Source organism: Paraburkholderia sp. BCC1884, from assembly GCF_900996225.1.
In the GTDB taxonomy this organism is placed as follows: Bacteria; Pseudomonadota; Gammaproteobacteria; order Burkholderiales; family Burkholderiaceae; genus Paraburkholderia.
In genome coordinates, this window is record NZ_CAAJGL010000068.1 from 1,362,445 (window position 1) to 1,387,543 (window position 25,099).

Below are 25,099 nucleotides of genomic sequence, written 5' to 3' on the forward strand. Positions count from 1 at the left end.
ACGATGTCCAGTCGCACGCAAACCCGCATTCCTTGCATGATGATGCGCGGCGGCACGTCGAAAGGCGCGTTTTTCATGGCGTCCGATCTGCCGGCCGACCCCGCTGGGCGCGACCGCGTTCTGCTTGCGGTGATGGGTTCACCCGATCCAAGGCAGATCGACGGCATCGGCGGCGCGGACCCATTGACGAGCAAGGTGGCGATCATCTCGCGCTCCACGCGCGAAGACGCCGACGTCGATTACCTGTTCGCGCAGATCGTGGTGAACGAGGCGCGGGTCGATTTCGGCCAGAACTGCGGCAATATCCTCGCCGGGGTCGGGCCGTATGCGATCGAGCGCGGTCTCGTGCCGGCGCAGAACGGCAGCACGCGGGTCGCGATTCACATGGTCAACACTGGCCAGATCGCGGTGGCTACCGTCAGCACGCCCGAACGGCGCGTCGCCTACGAAGGTGACGCGCGCATCGACGGCGTGCCCGGTCTGGCCGCGCCGATTCCGCTCGAGTTCAGGGACACGGCGGGTTCTACCTGCGGCGCGCTGTTGCCCACGGGGCATCTCAAGGATCTCGTCGAGGGCGTCGAGGTGACCTGTATCGACAACGGCATGCCGCTCGTGCTGATGCGCGCGGCCGACCTGGGCCGCACGGGCTACGAAACCCGCGAGGAACTGGACGCGGATGAACCGCTGAAAGCCCGCATCGAGGCGATCCGTCTGGCTGTCGGCCCGCTGATGAAGCTGGGCGATGTCAGCGCGCGCACGGTGCCGAAGATGTGTCTGGTGGCCGCGCCACGCCATGGCGGCGCGTTGTCCACGCGCAGCTTCATTCCGCATCGCTGCCATGCGTCGATCGGCGTGCTGGGCGCGGTGAGCGTGGCGACGGCGGCCGTGCTTCCCGGCACGGTCTGCGACGAACTCGCCGCCGTCGATCCGGAAGGGGCGCGCAAACGGGTGTCGGTCGAGCATCCGACGGGGGAGTTCACGGTCGAGCTCACCCTCGGCGGCGACCCACGGCAACCCGACGTGCTCAGCGCCGCGTTGTTGCGCACGGCACGTTGGCTGTTCGACGGCGTGGTCGGAATTCCTGCGTCGGTGTGGGAGCCGCAAAGATAAGCGACCTTAGCGGTTGAAACACCTAGCTCGCCGCGATACTCACCGTGCGGGTCACGTCGACCACCGAGAGGCGAATCGCATCGATCAACGCACGTGCGGCGGGCGAGGGCGTGCCCGCCGCGCGCACGGTCAAACCGATCTCGCGCCGCGTGTTGTGTAGCGGCACGTCGAGCACCGCCAGTTGGCCCGACTGCACCTCGTAGTGCAACTGCTGAGCCGACAGCGCGGCAATCATGTCGGTGTTCAGCAGCAGCCCGCGAATCACGGCGAGGTCGGCGGTTTCGACCGTGGGCATCGGCGGCTTCACCTTCGTCCGCCTGAATTGCGTTTCGAACAACGCGCGCGCGGGCGCATTGCTGCGCGGCAAAATCCACTGCGCGTCGCGCAAGTCGCCAATGGTCAGTGTCCCCCCGCGCGCGAGCGGATGATCGCGGCGCACCAGCACCACCATATCTTCCGACATCAACCGTTCGTTCTTCAGGCCGCTCGTCGCGTCGTTTTCGCGTAATGCGCCGAGAATGAAGTCGATATCGCCGGCCCGCAAGCTCGCGACCAGCGCCTCGTAAGAACTCTCGTCGGTCACCACCTGTACGCCTGGATGCGCCATGGTCATCCGCGCAATCGCTTTCGGCAGGATCAACGTGCGTCCGAGCGGCAGTGCGCCGACGTTGACGGCGCCCTGAACCTTGCCGTGCAGAGCCGCTATATCGTCAGGGATATGCCGCAATTCGTTTAGCGCACGGCGCACGTGCAGCAGAAACGTTTCGCCTTCCGTGGTGAGCAGAATCCCACGCGGGCTTCGATGAAAGAGACTCAAACCGGCACCGCTTTCCAGCACCCGAATCGCCGTGCTGACCGCTGGCTGACTGATACCGAAGGTCTTCGCGGCACTTGGCATGTGGCGGTGCCGTGCAAGTGCCACGAAGAGTTGCAGCCGACGCGTATTGAGCAGATACGCGGGCAACGCGCCCTCTGCCGTGGGTCGGCGGCGTGCTTGCCGCGCCGAACACCATTGCGCGAGTTCTTCCAGTTCCGCGAAAATCCGCTCGCAGCGCTGTAGCACGGCACGACCGACCGGCGTGGGCAACATCCCCGACGGACCGCGGTCGAAGAGCGGCTCGCCGAGGGCTGCTTCGAGTTCCTGCACCGAGCGGGTGACAGCCGATTGCGCACGAAAGAGCGCGGTTGCCGCGCGCGTTGCGCTGCCCATCTCGGCCACGAGGCGAAATGCACGAAGCTGTGCGAGATTGAGCAGTTCGGTGCTGCTGGCCTTCGGGAGGGTTGGGCTCATCGTGATCGACTCGTTATACGCCGAACAGTATAGCTACCCGCGCGGCCCTGCACCACGCTTACAGAGCGGCTTGCGACTTCGTTTCAGGGTCATCTGTTCTGTTTATCGGATATGAACCCAGATGGATATTCCGCGCGTTCGGATCGGTCGCCCCGTCACGCCGCCAAAGCTATATCTGGCATGGCTTAAAGGACGAGTCGCCGGCTCGGGTTCTGGCTATCCAAACTGTTTTTCGCCATTACCCGCTGGCCGCGCGTGGTTTACCCGTACTTTCTGCCAGCGCGCACAATTCCTATCCTAAGCAGGCAACCCATTGGAACGGCGCGCGGCTCGCGCGGCATGAAGTCACGGAAGGCAACGAATATGGCAAGGATCATTGGTGGCATCGGTACATCGCATGTGCCGACTATCGGCATGGCGTACGACAAGGGCAAGCAGAACGATCCCGCGTGGGCGCCGCTCTTCAAGGGCTACGAACCGGTCGCGCAGTGGCTCGCCGAGCGCAAGCCGGACGTGATGGTGATGTTCTACAACGACCACGCCAATAGTTTCTTCTTCGATTGCTATCCGACCTTCGCGCTGGGCGTATCGCCCAGTCACGAATTTGCCGATGAAGGCGCGGGCAAGCGTCCGCTGCCGGATATCGCAGGCCATCCCGATCTTGCGATCCATATCGCCGAGCAGATGATCGCCGATGAGTTCGACCTCACGATTTTTCAGGACCGCGCGCTCGATCACGGTTGCAACTCGCCGCTCTCGCTGATGCTGCCGCATCAGGGCGGCTGGCCGATGGCGCTGGTGCCGATGGAAGTCAACGTGCTGCAATATCCGTTGCCCACTGCGAACCGCTGTTATCGCCTGGGTCAGGCGCTGCGCCGCGCGATCGAATCGTTCGATCAGGATCTGGATGTCGTCGTGGTCGGCACGGGCGGACTGTCGCATCAGGTGCATGGCGAGCGCAGCGGCTTCAACAACACCGAGTGGGACATGGAGTTTCTCGATCTGATCGTGAACGACCCGCAACGGCTTGCGGCGATGAAGCATGTCGACTACGTGCGTCTGGGCGGCGCGGAAAGCGTGGAAACGATCATGTGGCTCGCGATGCGCGGCGCGCTCGGTCTGACCGTGCGCGAACTGCATCGCAACTATTATCTCGCGACCAGCACCGCGATGGCCGTGACGATCTACGAAGACGAGGTGGCGCAATGAACCCGCAGCTGGTCGGCATCGAAGCACTGACGGGCACGTATCCCTTCGACATTCGCCAGAGCATCAAGGCGATGCGCCTGAACCGTTTCTTCTGGCAGATGCGCGAGGCACCGGCGCGCACGCTATGGCTCGAAAACCGAAGCGCCGCTTACGACGCGGCCGGTCTCACGGCAGAAGAACGCGCGCTGGTCGACAGCACGGACTGGATCGGCCTGATTCGTTATGGCGTGTGTTTCTTCGTCCTCGAGAAATTCGCACGTGTGGTGAAGATCACCAATCTCGGCATGTACGCCAGCATGCGCGGCGAAACTCTCGAAGCGTTTCTGAAAACGCGTCTGGTGCCGGACGCGGTGTAGCGGCGCTCGCTCGACGCCGCGATTTCCCGCGGCTTTTTATTCGATACCAACAAGACCCTGGATTCGACAAGAAATCCGGGGCGGGAAACTATTTTCTCCGGAGACATGCATGAAATCAGCAGACTCAGTCGACATCAAGGCGTTTATCGACGCGCGCAAAGTTTCGCCTTACCAGTGGCTCGTTCTCGTTCTATGTTTTCTGATCGTGATGATGGACGGGCTGGACACCGCCGTGATGGGCTTCGTCGCGCCCGTCATCATGCATGACTGGAGTGTGAGCCGGGCCGCTTTTGGTCCGGTGATGAGCGCCGCGATGGTAGGCCTCGCGATCGGCGCGTTGGCGGCGGGTCCGGTGGCCGATCGCATTGGGCGCAAGAAGGTGCTGGTGGCATCGGTGCTCTGCTTCGGCATCTTCAGCCTGATCTGCGCCTTCGCGCAAACGCCGTTGCAACTCGTCGCGCTGCGCTTTCTGACCGGGCTCGGTCTGGGCGCCGCGATGCCGAACTCGACCACGCTGCTCTCCGAGTACGTGCCTTCGCGCAGCCGCTCGTTGCTGCTGACGATCATGTTCACCGGCTTCAATTTCGGCTCGGGCGCGGGCGGCTTCGTGGCGGCTTCGCTGATTCCGCACTTCGGCTGGCGCGCGGTGTTTCTGTTCGGCGGCGCGTTGCCGGTTCTCAGCGTGCCGCTGTTGCTGTGGCTGCTGCCCGAGTCCGCACGTCTGATGCTGGTGCGCAAGATGTCGGCACAACGGATTGCGGCAACGTTGGGACGCGTATGCGGCCATGTCTTCGCCAAGGACGTGCGCTTCACCGCGCCTGAACCGGTCATCGCCGCCAGGGCGCCGGTGCGGATGCTGTTCGCCGACGGCTACGCATTTAGCACGCTGATGCTGTGGCTCACGTATTTCATGGGCCTGCTGATCATCTATCTGCTGACGGGCTGGCTGCCCACGCTCATCAAGGACGCGGGCTTGCCCGTCGAGCGTGCGGCCGCGATCACCGGTCTGTTCCAGTTGGGCGGCACGGTCGGTGCGGTGGCGGTCGGCTTCGCGATGGACCGCATGGATCGCAATGCCGTGATCGGCGCGGCGTATCTGCTGGGTGGCGTGTTCATCTTCGCATTGGGTATGGGCACGCTCAAGTCGAACCTGCTGCCGGTGCTGGTGACATGCGCGGGTTTCTTCATGAGCGGCGCGCAGACAGGTCTCAACGCGCTGGCGCCGACCTGCTATCCGACGCGGGCGCGCGCCACCGGCGTGAGCTGGATGTTGGGCATCGGCCGGCTCGGCGGAATTCTCGGCTCACTGGTGGGCGGCGCGTTGCTGTCGCTGGGGTTCAGCTTTGAAGTGGTCTTCTCGGTGCTGGCGGTGCCGGCGCTGATCGCGGCCGCGGCCATCGTCATGAACCGGCTCGCGTTGCGTTTCATCACCAGCCCGGTCGCCGACGCATAAATCAAAAAAAGAATTTCAACGAGACGTAGTAACTGGAGATCTGGAGCATGAATAAAAGTATCAGGCGAGTCGATGCCGTGTTGTTCGGCGCGGCGATCGCGGCCACCGTGCCGGCCGTCGCTCAAAGCAGCGTGACCTTGTACGGGATCGTCGATAACGGCGTTTCCTACACGAACGGGCAGGGATCGCTCGGCGCCAGCAGCGGCGGCAAGTCGGCTGTGAAGATGACGCCGGGCGTGTGGGCCGGCAGCCGTTTCGGCCTGAAAGGCGGCGAGGATCTGGGCGGCGGCACGAAGGCGATCTTCCAGCTCGAATCGGGTTTCAATTCGACGACCGGCGCCCAGCAATACACCAACGCGATGTTCGGACGCCAGGCCTGGGTCGGGCTGACCAATGCGACCTACGGTACGTTCACGGCAGGGCGGCAATACGCGTCGTACTACCAGTTGCTCTCGCCCTATAGCCCCACCACGTGGATCACGGGTTACTACGGCGCGCACCCTGGCGACATCGACGGACTGGATACGATTTATCGCGCCAACAATACGCTGGAGTACACGTCGCCGAAACTGTTTGGCGTGACGGCGAGCGGTTCGTATTCATTGGGCGGTGTGGCGGGCAGCGTGAATCGCGGCTCGACCTGGTCGGCGGCACTGCAGTATGCAATGGGCCCGGTCGGGCTCGCGGCCGGCTTCTCGCGCATCGACAACTCGACCCTCGGCGGCGGCGCGTGGGGTGCGGATTCCACCACCACGAACGGCGGTTCGCAGATCGGCGTCTCCGCGCTGACGAACGGTTATCAGACCGCTCAGGCACAACAGCGCTTCGCGGTGGGCGGCGGTTACACGTTCAGCAGCGCGTGGGATGTATCGGCCACGTATTCGAACGTCCAGTACATTCCGGGCGTGGGCTCGAAGTTCCACGACACGGCCATCTTCAACACCGGCGGTCTGGTTCTGCACTGGAAGCCGGCCGTGGCGTGGGACTTCGGCGCGGGCTATAGCTACACGCGCGCGACGCGTGCGAACGGCATCGACGAAAACGCGCAGTACCATCAGTTCAATCTCTCCGAGTACTACTCGCTGTCCAAGCGAACCGGCTTGTATGCCCTGCAGGCGTATCAGAAGGCGAAGGGCAAGACGCTCGGCACCAACGGAGCAGGGCAGATCATCGACGCCACGGCGACGATCGGCGACGGTTACAACAGCGCGCCTTCGACGTCGAGCGGGCAATTCGCGGTCGGAGTGGGCATCATTCACCGGTTCTGATGACCGGGACGTAATGAGGTGAAAAAGAGCCGGACGCGGTGCAGCGTCTGGCTTTTTCATTTGTGCGTCCGCCTGGACGAGTCGCCGTTATTACATGCGAGGTAATTGGCGAGCCTCGGCCGCGCACCTAATCTTCGGTGGTCGCGCGATTCATTCCGAACCGCGTCCACCATCGAGGACTCATCATGTCGACGTTTCAAGTTCATACCCTTGCCTGCGCGCCGGAACACGCCAGGCCGGTATTGCAGCAGATCGAGCAGACTTTCGGCTTCATTCCCAACATTGCCGGAGCGATGGCGGAATCGCCGGTCCTGATCGACGCATTCTTCGATCTGTTTAAAAAGGTCCACGCGGGTACGTTCACCGAGGCGCAAATCCAGACCCTGTTGCTGACTAACGCCGTCACTAACGCCTGCACGTGGGCCGTGGCCTTTCACACCGCGCTGGCGCTGAACCAGGGACTCACCGCCGCCGATGTCGAAGCGATTCGCGCGGGCCGCGTGCCGGCGGATGTCCAGCATGCCGCGCTCTCGACACTGACGAAGACCGCGATCCAGAAGCGCGGCCATCTCGGCGATGAAGACGTCAGCCGTTTTGTCGATGCCGGGTTCCGTCGCGATCAGGTGCTCGAAGTGCTGGCCGTGGCGGCAGCGTCGACGATCACGAACTACGTGGGCAGCATCGCGCAGCCGCCGCTGGAAGCGCAGTTCCAGGTGCATGCCTGGCACGCGTAGATCGAATCACAGAGAGTATCCTGACCGGCGAGGTCCAAAGCATCGGACCTCGTCTGTCTCGACCAGCGGATATAAGAGCGATGAACCCAGCGAACCCCGTGAAGAAAACGCCGCCGAACGATCTCGGCATGCTGTTGCGTCACTGGCGCGATAGGCGTGGCGTCAGCCAGTTGGACCTGTCGTTCAACGCCGGCGTCTCGCAACGCCACATCAGTTTTATCGAGAGCGGACGCAGCGTGCCGAGCCGGCAGATGTTGCTCGACATCGCGCAGACGCTCGACATTCCGCTGCGCGAGCGCAATACGCTGCTGCTCGCCGCAGGCTATGCGCCGATGTACAGCGATGGCGCATGGAATGCGCAGGAGATGCAGAGTGTCACGAAAGCGCTGGATCGCATGCTGCGCCAGCATGAACCGTTTCCGGCGCTGGTCATGGACCGCTACTGGAACGTGCTGATGACCAACCAGTCCGCGCCGCGTTTCTTCAATTGCTTCATCGACATGGCGGCGCGCAAGGGGCCGCGCAACATGCTGCATCTGGTTTTCGATCCGCAGGGCATGCGCCCGTTCGTGGCCGACTGGGAAACAGTGGCGGACAGTCTGATTCAGCGTGTCTATCGGGAATCGGTGGGCCGTGTGGTCGACGACCCGACGCGCGAATTGCTCGCGGCCATACGTGCGTATCCTGACGTGCAGACGCATGTCGAGCACGACAAGGCCGCAGGCACCGGTTCGGGCGCCGCGTCCATGCCGGTGATCCCGATCGGCTTCGTCAAGGACGGCCACGTGTTGAGGTACTTCTCGATGGTCGCAAGTGTCGGCACGCCGCAGACGGTGGCCGCGCAGGAGTTGCGCATCGAATGCATGTTCCCGGCCGACGATGAAACCGAAGCGCGGCATCTGGCGATGCTCGACGCGTTGCCGCAAACACGCTGAAGCTGAGGCGAAAGTCAGCGCTCCACTTCAATCCACAGCGGGCCGGCTCAGTCTTTCCTGAACCGCAGTGATGCACTCCAGCGCAGCCGGCAGCACCGGATTGACCGATGACGCGCTATAGAACACTCGAACTGTCTCGAGAAAGCTCGCGCCCGGCAACACCAGAACGGCGAGTCCCGAGCGTCCCGCACGTTTGCGGGCCACGGCAAGCGGCATCAACGCAAGAAACGGGTAGCTTGCGAGCATTGCCTCGTTGGTCTGCAAGGAAATGGATTGCACGCAGCCGTCGGGAAACGCGAGTCCCGATTCGGCGAGCCAGCTTTGCAGGGCGAGGAAGGTCGGCGCTTCCTTGGGCGGAAGTATCCACGGCAAGCCGGCCAGGTCGTCGGCCACGACACTGCGGCGGCTCGCCAGCGGATGATCGCGCCCACACACCACCACGATGGGGTCGTCCATGATCGTGCGCGAGGCGAATTCGCTTTTGCCGAATCCCACCGGCTCGGTGCGGCTCAGGACGAAATCGAGCGAGCCGTTGGCAAGCAAAGGAAAGAGACGGTCGCTGGTCGCCTCCTGCAGCGCGACGTTGACGTGCGGCGCGCGCCGTTTCAATTCGAGTATCAGTTCGGGCGCGAACACGGGCAGCACGGTGGCCACGGCGCCCACGGAAATCTTTCCGGAGATGCCGCTGGTGAGGGCGTCCACTTCGTAGCGCGCCTGTTCGAGCTGGTGCAAAACCTCGCGCGCGCGACGGGTGAGCGTCTCGCCGACCGCCGTCAATTGAAGCCGGTTGCCGACGCGGATCATGACCGGGACGCCGAGTCCGGCCTCCAGGTCGGCGAGCTGTTTTGAAATGGCCGGCTGGGTGACGTTGAGCTTGTCGGCCACCAGCCGGATTTGCCCGAGGCTGTCGAACAACGCGAGCAGCCGCAGATGGTTCAGCTTCAATCCAGCCTGAAAAAACCGTTCGATCGGGTCCACGGCATGCCTCGTAGCGAATAACTCATGGTTATGCGCTTTCGAAAAAATGTCAATTGCTTGTCATGCGCCTGCGCACCATGATTGGGTTCAGGAGACAGCCGCACCCACAGCGCGCCCTGACACATCACATGAATGCCACGAACGTACTGTTCATTCTTTCGGACGAACATCAGCACAACCTGATGGGCTGCGCCGGCCACCCGTTCATCAAGACGCCCAATCTCGACGCGCTGGCCGCGCGCGGCACGCGCTTCAGCAATGCCTATACGCCGTCGCCGATCTGTGTGCCCGCGCGTGCGAGCCTGGCGACGGGCCGCTATGTGCACGACATCCGTTGCTGGGACAACGCAATCGCTTACGACGGCAGCACGCCGGGCTGGGCGCATTACCTGTCGCGCAACGGCATGATCGCGGACTCCATCGGCAAACTGCACTACCGGAACGACACGGCGCCCGTGGGCTTGCGTCGTCAGCAGCACGCGGTGCATATTCTCGACGGCATCGGCCAGGTGTGGGGCTCGGTGCGCGAGCCGATGCCGCGAACCATGGGGCGCTCGCCGCTGTACGACAAGATCGGCCCCGGTCTGTCGAACTACAACCGCTTCGATATGCGCGTGGCCGACACGGCCGTTGAATGGCTCGGCGAGCAGGGCGACGGCACGCAGCCCTGGGTGTTGTTCGCGGGTCTGGTGGCGCCGCATTTCCCGCTGATCGTGCCGCAGGAATATCTCGACCTCTACGATCCCGACACGCTCGATCTGCCGCCGCTACAGCCGTCGAGCGGTTATGTGCGGCATCCTTGGGTAGAGCGCCAGGCGATCCATATGGATCACGATGCCGCCATCGGCAGCGACGCCCGCCGCCGGCTCGCGATGGCGTGCTACTTCGCGCTCGTGACGTTTCTCGACGCCCAGGTCGGCAAGATTCTCCAGGCGCTCAAGGACAACGGGCTCGACGACACGACCACCATCATCTACAGCAGCGATCACGGCGACAACCTCGGCAAGCGCGGCATGTGGAACAAATGCCTGATGTACCGCGAATCGACCGGCGTGCCGATGATGATCGCGGGGCCGGGCATTGCGCAAGGCCGCGTATGCGAAACGCCGGTGTCGCTGATCGACATTCAGAATACGATTCTGGAGCGCACCGGTTGCGCGTTGCCGGCCGATGCGGGTCCGGGCGAGTCGCTGGTGAAACTCGCCAACTCACCGGATCAGCCTGGCCGGCTTGCCTTCAGCGAGTACCATGCTGTCGGTTCGGAAAGCGCGGCGTATATGCTCGCGGACGCGGAATACAAGTATCACCATTACGTCGGCTTGCAGCCCGAGTTGTTCGACCTGCGTCGCGACCCGGAAGAATTGCACGACCTCGCGGGTCTGCCCGAGTACGCGCGGATCGTGGCCCTGTTCGAGAAGCGTCTGCGTGAATTGCTCGATCCCGAAGGCGTGGACAGGTTGGCGAAAGACGATCAGGCTCGTCTGATCGAGGCGTTCGGTGGCCGGGAGGCGGCACTGAAAACCGGCACGCCGGCAGCGACGCCCGTGCCGGTGGAATAACCGTCGGCCGGACGGCCGATGGAACCATAAAAAAATTTCGATGGAGACAACGCGATGGCCTCAGCAGAACTGGCAGTGACCGCGCATCGGCCGGTCCGCCAAACCCGGTGGAAGACCGTCATTCTCGCGAGCCTGGGCGGTTCGCTGGAGATTTACGACTTCATCATCTACGGCGTGTTTGCGCGCGAAATCGCCCGGCAGTTCTTTCCGGCCGCCGATCCTGTCGCTTCGTTGATCAGCACCTTCGGTGTATTCGCCATCGGCTACGTGTCGAGGCCGCTTGGCGGCATCGTGCTCAGCAGTCTCGGCGACCGGTTCGGACGCCGCCTGGTGTTTCTCGTCTCCGTGCTGGCGATGTCCGCATCCACGATCGGCATCGGCCTGATTCCGGGGTATGCGTCCATCGGCGTCATGGCGCCGGTGTTGCTGATCCTGCTGCGTCTTGCGCAAGGCTTTTTTCTCGCGGGTGAACTGCCGTGCTCGATCACGTACGTCGTCGAGGAAATCCCGCAACGCGCGAGTCTCGTGAGCGGGTTGGTGATTTTCTGCCTGAACTCGGGCGTGTTGACGGCCACACTCATCAGCCTCGCACTGCATGCGGGTTTGAGCGCGGAGGCGGTGTTGTCGTTCGGCTGGCGGATCGCCTTTATCTTCGGCGGCGTGATCGGGCTGGTGTCGTACTGGCTGCGCACGTCGCTCGAGGAATCCACGGAATTTCAGCGCCTGCGCAGCCATAAGGTCAAGCGTCCGTTCCGGATGGTGCTCACGGACTATCCGAAGCAGGTGGCGGTGGGCGTGGGTGTCGCGGGCATCGTCAATGCGTCGAACACTCTGCTGTTCGTGGTGTTGCCTTCTTATATGACCACCGTGCTGCATGTTTCGCCGAGTCTGGCGAGCGCGGGCCAGAATCTCGGTATCGCGACCATGTCCGCCTCGCTGCTGTTTTTTGCATGGATCGGCGATCGCGTGGCATCGCGTCACTGGCATCGGATCGGTTCGATTCTCATGCTGGTGGGCAGCTATCCGTTCTACCGGCTGATCGCCGATCATCAGATCGACCCGCTCGTCGCGTTCGTGGTGATCGGCTTCGTCGGCGGACTCGTGAACGGTTCCTATGCGTATCTGCTGGCGGATCTGTTTCCGACGCCGGTACGCTTCAGCGGCATTGCGTTGTCGCTCAATCTGGCGACCGTGATTTTCACGGGCATTACGCCGCTGCTGGTGACACAATTGCTGCACAAGACGGGTTCGACGGCAGCGCCAGGTTTGTATCTGACGGGCGTGGCATTGATCGCGCTCGTGGCGGGGTGGGCATTGAAACGCTTTGGCGGCCAGCTTGCTTACGCCGCCGACAAGGCCTGATCGTTAGACCACACGACACACACACGACATGACTGATTTGCAACGGACACTCATCGAACAACTCGGCGATCAATGCGTGTCGCTCGACCCGGGCGTGCTCGACGCGCACGCGGGCGACTGGAGCGACGCAGCAAAACACCGGCCACTGCTCGTGCTGACGCCGCGCACGCCGGCGGACGTGGCGCGCGCGCTCGGCGTGCTGTCGACCCTCAAGCAGAAGGTCGTCGTGCAGGGCGGCCTCACGGGACTCGCGGGCGGCGCGACGCCGCAAGCCGGCGAAGTCGCGATGTCGCTCGCGAAGATGAACGCGATCGAAGCATTCGACGAAGTCGGCGGCACGATTACGGTTCAGGCTGGTCTGACACTCGAGCAATTGCAGACGCACGTGGAAGCACAAGGCTGGTTCTTTCCGCTCGATCTCGGCGCGCGTGGCTCATGCCAGGTCGGCGGCAATGCGGCGACGAATGCGGGCGGCAATCGCGTCGTGCGCTTTGGCGTGATGCGCGACCTGATCCTCGGCATGGAAGTGGCGCTCGCCGATGGCACTGTCCTCACGATGATGAACAAGGTCACCAAGAACACGACCGGCATCGACCTGAAGCAACTGTTCATTGGCTCGGAAGGCCTGCTCGGCGTCATCACGCGGCTCGTGCTCAAGCTGGAGCCGAAGCCCGGCGTGACGAATACGGCGCTCTGCGCACTCGCTTCGTTCGACGCCGCCACGCATCTGCTGAAAGAGTTGCGCCGCCGTTTGCCGGCGTTGTCGTCGTTCGAATTGATGTGGGACGACTTCATGGATGCGGCGATGGACATCGGCGGCCTGAAGGCGCCGTTTGCCGAACGCTCGCCGGTGTACGTGCTGGTCGAAACCCTGGGCGGTTCGGAAGCAGGCGAGCGTCGCGCGTTGGAAGAGGTGCTGGAATACGCGCTGGAAAACGCCATCGTGAACGACGTGATCGTTGCGCAATCGCTCGACCATGCGCGTCAACTGTGGGCGTATCGCGAAACGGTGGGGGAGTTGCTGGGCCGCCTGAAGCCACACGCGGCCTTCGACGTCGGCCTGCCGATGATCGCAATGGACCGCTTCGTCACGACGATGAAAGCGGCGCTGCAAGAGCGTTTCCCACAGCAGACGCATCTGTTCTTCGGCCATCTGGGCGATGGCAATCTGCATCTGCTCTCCGGTCCCTATGCCGACGCCGCCGCGCTTTACGAAGTCGAAAAAATCGTCTATGCGCAGGTGCAGGCGTGCGATGGCTGCATTTCAGCCGAACATGGCATCGGCGTGGTCAAGCAGGACTTTCTGCCATTGAGCCGCTCATCCGCGGAGATCGAACTGATGCGAAAACTCAAGGCATTGCTCGATCCCAGCGGAATCCTGAACGACGCGCGGGTGATCGCGCCGGACAACCTGTACGGCGGCGCCGGTCACCCACCATCCGCGCCGCACTGACTCGCTCAGAACTTCTGGCGCAGGCCGATGCTGACGATCGCTTGCGACTGCGTGGCGGCCGAGTGGCTATTGCCTTTGTCGCTGACCGAGGCGGTGGCCGCGACCGGTGTGCCGAGGGCGTTCAGCGTGTCGCCGGAAGCGTGCTGATAGCCGCCCATCAGGTAGAGCGCCGTGCGCTTGGAGAAGTTGTACTGTCCGCCGAGCGTGACGTTGTGATACTGCGCACGATCGTCCACGCCATCCACTTCGCCGCCGCGCGTGTAGCTGTAACCGGCGAACAGTTGCACGGCCGGCGAGAGAGTCCACTGACCGAACATCCCCGCGATGTTGAAGGTGGCGTGCCCCTTGAAGAGCGAGTCCGCGCCCGAGCGGTACTGCACGTTGCTGTAGTTCACACCGACGATCGCCGGGCCGACGCTATATGTCGCGCCCGCGCCGATGATCTGCTGCGATTGGGCGCTCGCATAGCCTTCGTTGATCGACGAATTGAACAGACCGTCGTCCGTGCTGTTCCACTTGCCGTTGGTGGCGTCCTGCGGGCCGCTCTTGCTGTTGTCGGAGCGCTCGTAACCCACCCCCACGTTCAGCGGACCGTTGCCGTAGCCCGCGCCCACGCTCCACGTGTTCTGCTGCTTCAGGCTGCCGGGTTGGCCGCCGAAGCCGTACAACGCGCCGAAGGTGAAGCCCGAGTAGTTGGCGCTGGTGTACTTGACGGAGTTGTTCACGCGCGCGGTCTGATCGAGATCGTCGATGTCGCCCGGATGCGCGCCATAGCCGCCGACCAGTGCGACCGGCGAGACCGGCGCGACGAAGTCGTTCAGCGAAGTGTACTGGCGGCCGAGTGTGACCGTGCCGTACTGCGTGCTGCCGATCCCCGCGAATGCCTGACGGCCGAAGAGGCCGCCATTCTGGCCAGTCTTGCCGTTCGTGATGTCGAAACCGTCTTCGAGCAGGAACAGCGCGCGCAGACCGCCGCCCAGGTCCTCCTGTCCCTTGATGCCCCAGCGGCTGCCGGAGAGGTTGCCGCTCGTCGCCGCCACGTTCGAGTGGCCGCTGTAGTTGCCGGCCGTGCCGGTGCGTTCATTGCTGCGGTACGTGACGCCCGCGTCGACGATGCCGTACAGCGTCACCGAACTCTGCGCGGACGCAATGCCGGCGAAAGACAACAACAGGGGGGCGGCAATCCATGGCTTTTTCATCGTGGTAATAGCTCGGTTGAAACGTCTATTTCAGGTCGCCTGACTGGCGATCTCTCGTTTTTTCCGCCCACACGCCGACCGCTCCTGAACCAGGGGGCGGTCTTGCGTGGTGCGGGGGAAGCGGGGTTCACGCCGGCATGCGCGTGATCGGTGGTTCAGCGGTTCAGCGGTTCAGTGACTCAGCGCTCAGTGACTCAGCGACGCCCCCGGCGGCATCTCGGGCGCATGCACCGTGACGGTCTTGCGGACCTTCGCGACATCGGCGGCGCTGACGGTCGAGCCGGTGTTGCCCCAACTGGTGCGCACGAAGTTCGTCACATCCGCGACTTCCTGATCGTTCAGCCGCCAGCCGAATGCCGGCATCGTGAACGAGGAGGGCGCCGTCTTCGTGCCTTCGAGCGTGTTGCCGGTGAGCATCACGTGAATCAGCGAGGTCGGGTCCTTACCCTGCACCACAGGGTTGCCGCCGAGTGCCGGGAACACGCGGTTGTAGCCGTGGCCGTCGCTACGGTGGCAGGCCGTGCAGCTGTCGCGATAGACCGCCGCGCCGGGCGCATTGGCGTCGCCGGTGCGCAACGCGCGGGCGGCCGTGTCGTCGTACACGTACGGTGTTTCCTGCGGATCGTTCGACGGCAACGTCTTCAGATAACGCGCGATCGCAGTGAGATCGGCGTCGCTCATGTGCTGCATGCTGTGCTGCACGACGTCGGTCATGCCGCCGAAGGCCGCGCTATGTTGTGTGCGTCCGGTCTTCAGGAACTGCACGAGATCGGCCTCGGTCCACGTGCCGATGCCGGTGCGTGGATTGCCGCGCAGGCTCGACGGAACCCAGCCGTCGATCGGCGCACCGCCGGCGAGAAACTGCGTGCCGTCGAGATCGCTCAACGCGTGCTCCTGCATCGTTACCGCGCGTGGCGTGTGGCACGCACCGCAGTGGCCGAGCCCTTGCACGAGATAGGCGCCGCGTGCAACTACCGGATCGCTGTAGTGCTGCGCGTCGAACGTGGCCGGCGCCGGCGCGAACATGTGCCGCCAGATGCCGAGCGGCCAGCGCATCGACAGCGGCCAGACGATATCGACCGCGCGATTGCCCTGAGCAACCGGCGCGACGCCGTGCGAAAAGTACGCATACAGCGCGTGCATGTCGGCTTCACTCAAACGCGCATACGACGGGTACGGCATGGCCGGATATAGCGTGTCGCCATTCGGCTTCACGCCGGCTCGCACCGCGCGGTCGAACTGCGCGAACGTCCACGCGCCGATGCCGGTGTTGCGATCCGGCGTGATGTTGGTCGAGTAGATCGCGCCGATCGGCGTGTCGAACTTCAGGCCGCCCGCGAACGGTTTGCCCGAAGGCGTCGAGTGACAGGCGATACAGTCGCCGGCGCGCGCGAGGTATTCGCCGTGGGCAATCAGCGCCGCATCGGATTGTGCTTGCGCTTGCGTTCCGGCAGCAGCTGGGGTTGCGGCCTTCACGGCGAGCGGCGCGCTCAGGGTGGCAGCCGCGCACAACGAAGCCGCGCCCGCACGTTTGAGTGCCCGCGCGAGGCGTTGGATATCGATCTTCTTCATGCGCTCACCAGCGGCCCGGGGTTCTTCAAATACTGCTCGCGAATCGCTTTCGCCGACCAGTAAGCCAGCGCCGCGACGAGGCCGGTCGGGTTGTAGCCGATGCCCTGCGGAAACGCGGATGCGCCCATCACGAATACGTTGTGTACGTCCCAGCTTTGCAGATAGCGATTCAGCACGCTGGTTTTCGGATCGGTGCCCATCACCGCGCCACCGACGAGGTGAGTGGTCTGATAGCGACGCGAATCGAAGTGCGCGCCGAATTCGCGCGTGTAGACGTTGATCGCTTTGGGTCCCATCTGCTGTGCGATCCTGTGCATCTGACCGGTCACGTAGCGGGCCATCCTGATGTCGTTGTCCTTCCAGTCGAAGGTCATGCGCAACAGCGGCTGGCCGTACGAATCGCGATAAGTCGGATCGAGATCGAGGAACACATCGCGGTACGACATGTTGGAACCGTGCGCGTCCATCGAAATGGTATGCGCGTAGTGGTCCTTCACGGACTTCTTCCAGTCCGAGCCCCAGTTCGGCGTGCCGGCCGGCGTGGCGATACCGCTCACCGGCTTGGTGCCCGCCTGGTTCACCCACAACGGCGAGCCGCCGACGAAACCGAGCGGCCCGTGATCGAAGTTGTCGGCGTTGAAGTCGTCCACCGCGACGCCGTTGCCGCCCGCACCGATGAACGGATTGGTGAAGGTGTCCTTGTCGAAGAACGCCGTGATGGTCGAGAGGTTCTGGTATGCGAAATTGCGGCCGACCACGCCTTCGCCCGAGAGCGGATCATACGGCTTGCCGATGCCCGAGAGCAGCAGCAGATGCACGTTGTGATACTGGAATGCCGCAACGATCACGAGATCGGCAGGCTGGAACACTTCGTTGCCCGCCGGATCGACATAGGTCACGCCCCTGGCGCGCTTTTTCGTGTCGTCGAGTTCGACGCGCAGCACGTGGCAACGCGAACGCAATTCGAAATTCGGCAACGGTTTCAGCGCGGGCAGAATGTTCAGGTTCGGCGACGCCTTCGAATACATGTAGCACGCGTAGCCGCTGCAGAAGCCGCAGAAATTGCACGGGCCCATCTGCACGCCGTACGGATTCGTGTACGGACCCGAGGTATTCGCCGAAGGCAAACGGTACGGGTGCAGGCCGAGTTCGCTGGCGGCCTTGCCGAAACGCTCGGCGGAATAGGTGTTCAACTGCGCGGCAAGCGGAAAATTATCGCTGCGCGGCGCTTCGAACACATTGCCGTCGCCGACCACCTTGCCGTCGACCTTGTAGGCCTGCCCCGAAGTGCCGAACACTTTTTCGGCGAAGTCGAAATGAGGCTCGAGTTCTTCGTAGCTGACGCCGTAATCCTGGATCGTCATGCCTTCGGGAATGAACTTCTTGCCGTAGCGTTCTTCGTAATGGCTGCGCAGGCGCAGCTCCTCTGGCGTGATGCGGAAATGCACGCCCGACCAGTGCAGGCCCGCGCCGCCGACACCTTCGCCCGGCAGAAACGCCGCGAGCTGCCGATAGGGCAACGCGGTTTGCGTGACGTCGTGACGGATCGAAACCGTGGTCTTCGAGAGATCGAGGAACAGCTTCTTGCGGACGTTGTAGGTCAGTTCGTCGATGGTGTTCGGATACGCGCCGTCCGGATAGGTGTCGCGATACTCGCCGCGCTCGAGCGCGACCACGTTCAGACCGGCCTCGGTGAGTTCCTTCGCCAGGATTGCCCCGGTCCAGCCGAAGCCGACGATGACCGCGTCGACGTGCGGTTTGGTCTGGTTGGACATCAGGTGCGCTTTCCTTCGATCGACACGGGGCCATACGGGTAGGCCGCGCCGTTCTGATTGACGAAGTCCATGAAATCGGCGCGCGCGCCCGGGAAGCCGATCATTTTCCAGCTGCCCATGTCGCGATTGCCGCCGTGGATCGGGTCGCTGAAGTAGCCTTCGCGGGTGTTCTGTAGCAGCTGCGCAAAGAACACATTGGCCGGCACATCGGCGAGTTCGATCCTGTCGTTTTCCAGCGCGCCGAGCACGGTGTCGCGGGTCGGCGCGTCGAGGGCGTCGAAGGCGTGGCCGTAGGTCTTCACGCTGTACGCATTGACCGACGCGATGCCGAGCCGGTACAGATCGCGCGGCACGAGCTTCAGCTGATAGCCGAGCTCGGGCACGCCTTGCGCGAACGGTCCTTGCATGTACCAGAGCGCGCCGTGCGCATACGGCGTCTCCATCTGACGATCGATGAATTCGGGCACGCCTGCATCCAGCGCGCCGGGGCCTTCGCTATCGGCGGGAATCAGACGGTCCACGGCAGCATGGATGAACGCCCATTCCTTTGCGTCGAAGAAAGTCGGCTTGTAGTCGACGCCGCTTGCACGGGCCGCCGATGGGCTTTCGCCCGAACCGGCGGTGGCCGTGGTCGACGATGGCTTCACTTCGCAGCCGGCGAGCGTGCCGGCCGGAACCAGCGCGATGGCCGTGCGCAGAAAGCCGCGGCGAGAGCTGAGTGGGGATTGGGACATGGGGTTCTGTTTACCGGGTGGGAGCGCTCAGTGTGCTCCTGAAAACTTGTCGTTGGTACGTCGGCGCCATCGTAAATGGAACCGGTTCCAAAGTCTTTCCGGAATTTTACAATAAGCTGTTTCCGGAAGTGGTGAAATGTCGCAATTCCCGGAAAAGCTCTTTTGAATCAAAGCGATCGAGCGGCGCAGCGAAGCGGATGGCGAGGCCGCCCAACTGTGAGCGAGTGATGCGAAAAAGCGACGACTTTTGGCGGAAGGACGCTTGACTGCGCGGCGGGCGGTGCGGCGCAATCCGCTGCGACGCAGACCCACCGACCCACAGACCCACGCCGAGATGCCCCGCTGATGCAACCCGGCGCCGTTGTCACGGCGCCGGCTCGACCATCAAAGCGGCAAGCCCGCGACACTCGGTTGCGTGGCGGTCGGCAACTCGAAGTAGAAGGTCGTGCCTTTGCCCGCGTGTTCGACGAGACGAATCTGCGTGTGATGCAACTGCAGCATGCGCTGCACGATCAGCAAACCGAGACCGCCGCCACGGTGCGCGCCGCCCGAACTGAAAGGGCGCTCGAACAGGCCGTCACGCAGTTCGGCTGGAATGCCGGAACCGGTGTCGCTCACGGTGACCGATACCTTGCCGTCCTTATTCGCGAGATCGACTTCGATCGATCCTTCTGCCGGCGTATGGCGAATCGCGTTGTCGAGCAGATTCGTGAGCACACGCTCGATCATGCCGAGATCGGCGTTGACGTTCGGCAGGCGCGGCGGGATACCGGCCCGCAACTCGATGTGCCGCGCTTCAGCGGGCAATTCGAATTTCTGGAACACGTCCTGCACGAGATCGACCAGTGAGAATTGCTCGAGCGCGGGTTGCACGTTGCCGTGTTCGAGTCGCGCCAGTTCGAAGAGCGATTGCGCAAGCCGGCCTACCTTGACGCTCTGCGCGAGCGCGATCGCCAGATAGCGTTTGCGTTCGGCCTCGCCGAGCGTGTCGGCCTTCAGTGCGAGCGTTTCGAGGTAGCCATGCAGGGAGGTCAGCGGCGTGCGCAGATCGTGCGAAATATTGGCGATCAACTCGCGACGCTGCTGGTCCTGGCGCCGCAGCGCGCGCCATTGTTCGCCGATACGCCCGGCCATCTGCGCGAAGGTGGCCTCCAGCACGGCGATTTCGTCGCCCCGGGTGTTGGGCGTCGAACGCGGCACGACCGGCTGTGTGTCGGGCTCGCCGTCGGCGTCGAAGCGACGCATGGCGCCGGTCAGGCGGCGCAGCGGACGCGTAATCAGGCCAAACGCCGTCAACCCCGCCAGCAGGCCCAGCAGCGCCACCAGCGCCATCGACCACAAGGTGGTGCGCAGCACCGAACTGGCGGCGACCCGCGCGGCGAGCGCGTCGTGCTCTTCGCCGAGCAGGACCACGTAGATATAGCCCGACGGCGGCTGCCCGTTCATTTGCAGCGGGGCGGCGCTGAACACTTTTTTGCCGTCGACACTGCGCGGATCGTCGCCGAGGATCGGCAAGGTGTCGCCGACGATGAAGCGGCGAACCGGCGTGAGATCCACCTGATCGCGTTTGACGTGACCCGCGGGCGCGTCGTCGCCCTGGATGCGGCCCTGGTTGTCGAGCAGATAGACCTCGACGCTCGGATTCACCATCATCAGCTGGCCGAACAGTTGCCGCACGGCGTCGGGGCGCAGGCCGTTCGCATCCATCAGGGTCGTGCGATGCGCGATGTGGTTGGCGAGATCCTTCGAGAGGCTTTGCACGACCTCTTTTTCATGCAGATCGCTGGAGCGGATCTGCAACATGGCAGACGCGCCGCAGCATGCCAGCAGCAGGGCGGAGAAAACGATCGAGAGCCGTTGGGTGAGCGTCAGATTCACGGCATGTCCTTGCGTGTGCCGGCCGCGAGCGGTGCCTCGCCGGGCACGGCGAGTTTATAGCCGCGACCCCACACCGTCAGGATGCGTTCGGGCTGGGCCGGATCGGTTTCGATCTTGGCCCGCAGCCGGTTGATGTGGGTATTGACCGTGTGCTCGTAGCCTTCGTGCTGGTAGCCCCATACGGCGTTCAGCAGGTCCATCCGCGAAAACACCTTGCCGGGATGCTGCGCGAAGTAATACAGCAGGTCGAATTCACGCGGCGTCAGTTCGATGGGCCGGCCTTCGACGGCGGCCTCGCGCGTCAGCGGATCGATGCTCAGCCCGGCGATCTGCAGATTGCCCGCGTCGATGCGCGAGTCTTTAGCCATCGCATCCACACGGCGTAACAAGGCTTTGACGCGCGCCACCAGTTCGAGCACGGAGAACGGCTTGGCCAGGTAGTCGTCGGCGCCGAGTTCGAGGCCGAGAATCCGGTGCACCTCGCTCGAGCGCGCGCTGGTGATGATGATCGGCGTGTAGCGTGTCATCGCGCGGGCACGCCGGCAGATTTCCAGGCCGTCCACGCCCGGCAGCATCAGGTCGAGAATCAGCGCGTCCCAGCCGCCCTGTTCGAGCAGGCGCAGTCCCTCGTTGCCGTCGGCGCTGTGCACGACCTCGTAGCGCTCGTCGCGCAGATGGAGGCTCAGCACGTTGGCGATATCGACATCGTCTTCGACGATCAGGATGCGCTTGGGATGGTCCATAGAGGGCGTCAGGTGCGTGATGGAGCGTGCTTCAGTGGGTTGAGCGGGGATCGCGCAGAGGGGCAGCGCCGAAATCCCGCGCCGGCGGCAAACCGGCGCGTTGCGCCATTGTGCAAAATTTTCGGGCAGCGAGTTATCACATTTAATTTAACTTTTCGTGAGGACTTCGACACCGCCCGCGCACTAGGATGTGACCACTTTCCCGCAACCTCCCAGTGAAGGGGTCATCATGCAAAGCAGAAGGCGCTTCCTTTTTTCGAGCGCGGCGTCGCTCGCCGCGTTGGCCGCGGCGGCCCGCTGGCGTCCGCTGTCCACCGCGCAGGCGGCTCAGCCGGTGGCCGGCAAGCCGGCTGAAAGTTTCGAGGTCACGCATACCGACCAGCAATGGCGGCAGTTGCTGAGCCCGGCCCAGTATGACGTACTCCGTCAGGAAGGCACCGAGCGGCCGTACACGAGTCCGTTGAACGACGAGCATCGCAAAGGCACGTTCGGGTGCGCCGGCTGCCGGCTCGACCTGTTCGCGGCGCGCACCAAGTTCGACAGTCACACGGGCTGGCCGAGTTTCTACGCACCGCTCGATCACGCGGTCGTCACCCGCGAGGACGGCTCGTTCGGCATGACCCGCACGGAAGTGCATTGCCGGCGTTGCGGCGGCCATCTTGGCCATGTTTTCGACGACGGCCCGCAGCCGACCGGCCTGCGTTACTGCATGAACGGTCTCGCCATGAACTTCACGCCGGCTGCCGCCTGAGCCCGCCTTCTCCCTGTCACGCATTACCTGAACGTCGGAACAGTCATGCTACTCATCGTTCTTGCCTATCTTGGCGGCGCCCTCACGATTCTGAGTCCGTGCATCCTGCCGGTGCTGCCCTTTGTGTTCGCCCGCGCGGACCAGCCTTTCGTGCGCAGCGGTTTGCCCTTGCTGGCGGGCATGGCATTGACGTTCGCGATCGTCGCGACGTTCGCGGCGGTGGGCGGCGGCTGGGTCACGCAGGCCAATCAGTATGGCCGCTGGATCGCCATTGCCCTGCTCGCCGTATTCGGCCTGACGTTGCTGTTCCCACGGTTCGCCGATCATCTGATGCGTCCGCTGGTTAGCGCCGGCAATCGCCTGTCGAATTTCGCCCAGGCCGATGGCCAGCAGGTCCGGGCGGGTTCGTCGTTTCTGTTGGGGATCGCCACCGGTCTGTTGTGGGCGCCTTGCGCCGGCCCGATTCTCGGCCTCGTGCTGACCGGCGCGGCGCTGCGCGGCGCCAGCGTCGGCACGACTTTGCTGCTGGCCGCTTATGCGGCGGGCGCGGCGACGTCGCTGGCCGTGGCGTTGCTGATCGGCGGCAAGGTGTTGACGGCGATGAAGCGCTCGCTCGGCGCCGGCGAATGGATTCGCCGTGGCATCGGTGCGGCCATGCTGTGCGGGGTGGTCGCGATCGCGCTGGGTTTCGACACCGGCGTGCTGGCAAGCGTCTCGACGGTGGCCACGGGCGGTCTCGAACAGAAGCTGGTCGACTCGCTGTCGCCCAAAAAGCCTGCCGTTAACGCGGCGCCCGATGCGGCAAACGGCGACGCGATGATGTCGGCCAACCCGGTGGTACAGCCGGCAGCGGACTCGAGCGGCGGTGCCGCTACGGGGTCCGGCTCGATGATGCGCGCCTCCCAGGTCACACCCGGCTCGCCCGCGCCGCTGCCGGTGGAAGGTACGTTGCCGCCGCTGAACGGCGCGGTTCAATGGCTCAACTCCGCGCCGCTGACGACCCAGGACCTGCGCGGCAAGGTCGTGCTGATCGACTTCTGGACTTACTCGTGTATCAACTGCCTGCGTTCGCTCCCGTACGTCAAGGCATGGGCGCAGAAGTACAAGGATCAGGGGCTGGTGGTGATCGGTGTGCACGCACCGGAATTCGCCTTCGAACGCAATATCGACAACGTGAAGAAGGCCACGCACGACCTCGGCGTCGACTATCCGGTTGCGATCGACAACAACTATGCGATCTGGCGCGCGCTGAATAACCAGTACTGGCCCGCGCATTATTTCGTCGACGCGAAAGGTCAGATCCGCTACCACCACTTCGGTGAAGGCGACTACGCGGAGTCCGAAAAAGTGATCCAGCAATTGCTGACCGAAGCGGGCCATACCGACGCATCGAAGATCGCCATCGGCGTGCAGGACATGGGCGCGCAAGGTGTCCAGGCGGCCGCCGACAACGCCGATATGCAATCGCCGGAAACCTACGTCGGCTACGAGCGGGCGGAGAATTTTTCCTCGCCGGGCGGCCAAGCCGAGGACAAGTCGCATACGTATGCGGCGCCGTCCCAGCCCGCCGTCAACGATTGGGGGCTGGCCGGTACGTGGCATGTCGGCGCCGAGCACGCCACCCTCGAAGCCGCCTCGGGACGCATCGTCTACCGCTTCCATGCGCGCGACCTGCATCTGGTGCTGGGCCCGGGCAAGGACGGCAAGCCGGTGCGGTTTCGCGTGAGCGTCGACGGCGCCGCACCGGGCGCCGCGCATGGCAGCGATGTCACCGCCGACGGCAGCGGCACCGTGACCGGACAGCGTCTCTATCAACTGGTGCGGCAAAGCGGCGAGGTCGAGGATCACACCTTCTCGATCGAGTTTCTCGACCCGGGTGTGCAGGCCTTTGCATTTACCTTCGGCTGAACCAGGCCGGGGCAACGAATCAATCAACGTTTGAAGGATCGATATCATGCACACGAAATCTGGCACGCAGGCTTTCTGGAGCGGGCGCTCGTCCGTCGTCAAACTCGCGGGTTGTGTGGCGATCGCGGCGAGCGTGTTTGCCGCGCAACGCTTCGCGCATTCGGCGGAGGGAGCCACCAGGATTCCGCTCCCCGTTCAGGACGAGAGCGTCGGCGCGACGCACAACGAAACCGCCGTATTTGCAGGCGGCTGCTTCTGGGGCGTTCAAGGCGTATTCGAGCATGTGCGCGGCGTCAAGCAGGTCGCCTCGGGCTATACGGGCGGCGCGGCCAGCACGGCGCAATACGAAACCGTGAGCGATGGCGACACCGGTCATGCCGAGTCGGTGCAGATCACTTACGATCCGACGCAGATCACGTATGGACGCCTGTTGCAGATCTTCTTCTCGGTGGTTCACGATCCGACCGAACTGAACTACCAGGGTCCCGACCACGGCACGCAGTACCGCTCGGCGATCTTTCCGGTGAATCCGTCGCAGCGGACCATCGCGCAGTCGTATATCGCGCAACTGGATCACGCGCATGTGTTTTCGGGGCCGGTCGTCACCAAGGTGGAGAACTTCAAGGGCTTCTATCCGGCGGAAAACTATCACCAGAATTTCCTCGCGCTCCATCCCGACTACCCGTATATCGCGATCAACGATATGCCGAAGGTGAGCGAACTGAAGCGGGTGTTCCCGGAGCTTTATCGCACCGATCCGGTCCTGCTGAAAGTCGGCCAGTCCTGACGACTGAGCACTATTCCTTCTGTACGCCATGCCGATGGTATATC

General features: G+C 63.6%; 21 protein-coding genes. 13 read left to right on the forward strand and 8 right to left on the reverse strand.

Annotation, left to right across the window (positions count from 1 at the left end; translation table 11 throughout):
• Window positions 1–3 precede the first annotated feature (3 nt).
• The gene (locus tag FQ705_RS12860) at window positions 4–1,110 is read left to right on the forward strand and encodes a 4-oxalomesaconate tautomerase (RefSeq protein WP_144141317.1); all 1,107 of its coding nucleotides are present in this window, start codon (window positions 4–6) and stop codon (window positions 1,108–1,110) included.
• A 22-nt stretch (window positions 1,111–1,132) separates the two neighbouring features.
• Here the strand turns inward: FQ705_RS12860 and FQ705_RS12865 are convergent, their stop codons facing one another.
• A complete protein-coding gene (locus FQ705_RS12865; protein ID WP_144141319.1) occupies window positions 1,133–2,401 on the reverse strand; it encodes a LysR family transcriptional regulator in 1,269 nt (422 codons plus the stop codon).
• Window positions 2,402–2,764: 363 nt separating this feature from the next.
• Between FQ705_RS12865 and FQ705_RS12870 the strand changes: the two genes are divergently transcribed.
• The 6 genes from FQ705_RS12870 (at window position 2,765) to FQ705_RS12895 (ending at window position 8,356) form a co-directional block, all read left to right on the forward strand.
• Window positions 2,765–3,610, forward strand: a complete 846-nt coding sequence (locus tag FQ705_RS12870; protein ID WP_144141321.1) for a gallate dioxygenase — start codon at window positions 2,765–2,767, stop codon at window positions 3,608–3,610.
• Entirely contained in the window at window positions 3,607–3,966 is a 360-nt protein-coding gene (locus tag FQ705_RS12875) for a protocatechuate 3,4-dioxygenase (protein WP_144141323.1), read from the forward strand. The genes FQ705_RS12870 and FQ705_RS12875 overlap by 4 nt, the downstream gene beginning before the upstream one ends.
• A 109-nt stretch (window positions 3,967–4,075) precedes the next feature.
• The gene (locus tag FQ705_RS12880) at window positions 4,076–5,419 is read left to right on the forward strand and encodes an MFS transporter (RefSeq protein WP_144141325.1); all 1,344 of its coding nucleotides are present in this window, start codon (window positions 4,076–4,078) and stop codon (window positions 5,417–5,419) included.
• Window positions 5,420–5,466: 47 nt separating this feature from the next.
• The gene (locus FQ705_RS12885; protein WP_144141327.1) at window positions 5,467–6,687 is read left to right on the forward strand and encodes a porin; all 1,221 of its coding nucleotides are present in this window, start codon (window positions 5,467–5,469) and stop codon (window positions 6,685–6,687) included.
• Between the two features lie 185 nt (window positions 6,688–6,872).
• On the forward strand, window positions 6,873–7,421 hold the full coding sequence (locus FQ705_RS12890; protein WP_144141329.1) for a carboxymuconolactone decarboxylase family protein: 549 nt from the start codon (window positions 6,873–6,875) through the stop codon (window positions 7,419–7,421).
• Between the two features lie 80 nt (window positions 7,422–7,501).
• Window positions 7,502–8,356 (forward strand): helix-turn-helix domain-containing protein, encoded by an 855-nt coding sequence (locus FQ705_RS12895; RefSeq protein ID WP_144141331.1) that lies wholly within the window; start codon window positions 7,502–7,504, stop codon window positions 8,354–8,356.
• A 27-nt stretch (window positions 8,357–8,383) separates the two neighbouring features.
• Here FQ705_RS12895 and FQ705_RS12900 read toward each other — a convergent pair whose 3' ends face one another.
• On the reverse strand, window positions 8,384–9,334 hold the full coding sequence (locus tag FQ705_RS12900) for a LysR family transcriptional regulator (RefSeq protein ID WP_144141333.1): 951 nt from the start codon (window positions 9,332–9,334) through the stop codon (window positions 8,384–8,386).
• A 128-nt stretch (window positions 9,335–9,462) separates the two neighbouring features.
• On the opposite strand from FQ705_RS12900, the gene FQ705_RS12905 reads away from it, so the two are divergent.
• From FQ705_RS12905 to FQ705_RS12915, 3 genes are read left to right on the forward strand one after another with little or no spacing between them, the layout of a single operon-like run.
• Window positions 9,463–10,893 carry a sulfatase-like hydrolase/transferase gene (locus FQ705_RS12905; protein ID WP_144141335.1) on the forward strand — a complete coding sequence of 477 codons (1,431 nt, stop codon included), beginning with the start codon at window positions 9,463–9,465 and terminating at the stop codon, window positions 10,891–10,893.
• Between the two features lie 54 nt (window positions 10,894–10,947).
• Window positions 10,948–12,255, forward strand: coding sequence for an MFS transporter (locus FQ705_RS12910; RefSeq protein ID WP_144141337.1), 1,308 nt, complete (start codon window positions 10,948–10,950; stop codon window positions 12,253–12,255).
• A gap of 28 nt (window positions 12,256–12,283) precedes the next feature.
• A complete protein-coding gene (locus tag FQ705_RS12915; RefSeq protein WP_144141339.1) occupies window positions 12,284–13,708 on the forward strand; it encodes an FAD-binding oxidoreductase in 1,425 nt (474 codons plus the stop codon).
• A gap of 5 nt (window positions 13,709–13,713) precedes the next feature.
• Here FQ705_RS12915 and FQ705_RS12920 read toward each other — a convergent pair whose 3' ends face one another.
• The 6 genes from FQ705_RS12920 to FQ705_RS12945 form a co-directional block, all read right to left on the reverse strand.
• A complete protein-coding gene (locus FQ705_RS12920) occupies window positions 13,714–14,907 on the reverse strand; it encodes a porin (protein ID WP_144141342.1) in 1,194 nt (397 codons plus the stop codon).
• Between the two features lie 186 nt (window positions 14,908–15,093).
• Entirely contained in the window at window positions 15,094–16,479 is a 1,386-nt protein-coding gene (locus FQ705_RS12925; RefSeq protein ID WP_144141344.1) for a c-type cytochrome, read from the reverse strand.
• Entirely contained in the window at window positions 16,476–18,254 is a 1,779-nt protein-coding gene (locus FQ705_RS12930; RefSeq protein WP_144141346.1) for a GMC family oxidoreductase, read from the reverse strand. Before FQ705_RS12930 ends, FQ705_RS12925 begins: the two co-directional genes overlap by 4 nt.
• The gene (locus FQ705_RS12935) at window positions 18,254–18,988 is read right to left on the reverse strand and encodes a gluconate 2-dehydrogenase subunit 3 family protein (RefSeq protein ID WP_144141348.1); all 735 of its coding nucleotides are present in this window, start codon (window positions 18,986–18,988) and stop codon (window positions 18,254–18,256) included. Before FQ705_RS12935 ends, FQ705_RS12930 begins: the two co-directional genes overlap by 1 nt.
• A gap of 384 nt (window positions 18,989–19,372) precedes the next feature.
• Window positions 19,373–20,866 (reverse strand): sensor histidine kinase, encoded by a 1,494-nt coding sequence (locus tag FQ705_RS12940; RefSeq protein WP_144141350.1) that lies wholly within the window; start codon window positions 20,864–20,866, stop codon window positions 19,373–19,375.
• Window positions 20,863–21,609 (reverse strand): response regulator transcription factor, encoded by a 747-nt coding sequence (locus FQ705_RS12945; RefSeq protein ID WP_144141352.1) that lies wholly within the window; start codon window positions 21,607–21,609, stop codon window positions 20,863–20,865. The genes FQ705_RS12940 and FQ705_RS12945 overlap by 4 nt, the downstream gene beginning before the upstream one ends.
• 229 nt (window positions 21,610–21,838) lie before the next feature.
• Here FQ705_RS12945 and msrB point away from each other — a divergent pair, with 229 nt between their 5' ends.
• Genes msrB through msrA form a run of 3 tightly spaced genes read left to right on the forward strand, consistent with a single transcriptional unit; the run spans window position 21,839 to window position 25,055 of the window.
• Entirely contained in the window at window positions 21,839–22,360 is a 522-nt protein-coding gene (gene msrB, locus FQ705_RS12950; protein ID WP_144141354.1) for a peptide-methionine (R)-S-oxide reductase MsrB, read from the forward strand.
• A 45-nt stretch (window positions 22,361–22,405) separates the two neighbouring features.
• Window positions 22,406–24,268 (forward strand): cytochrome c biogenesis protein DipZ, encoded by a 1,863-nt coding sequence (locus FQ705_RS12955; RefSeq protein ID WP_144141356.1) that lies wholly within the window; start codon window positions 22,406–22,408, stop codon window positions 24,266–24,268.
• 46 nt (window positions 24,269–24,314) lie between these two features.
• The gene (gene msrA, locus FQ705_RS12960) at window positions 24,315–25,055 is read left to right on the forward strand and encodes a peptide-methionine (S)-S-oxide reductase MsrA (RefSeq protein ID WP_144141358.1); all 741 of its coding nucleotides are present in this window, start codon (window positions 24,315–24,317) and stop codon (window positions 25,053–25,055) included.
• Window positions 25,056–25,099: the final 44 nt, after the last annotated feature.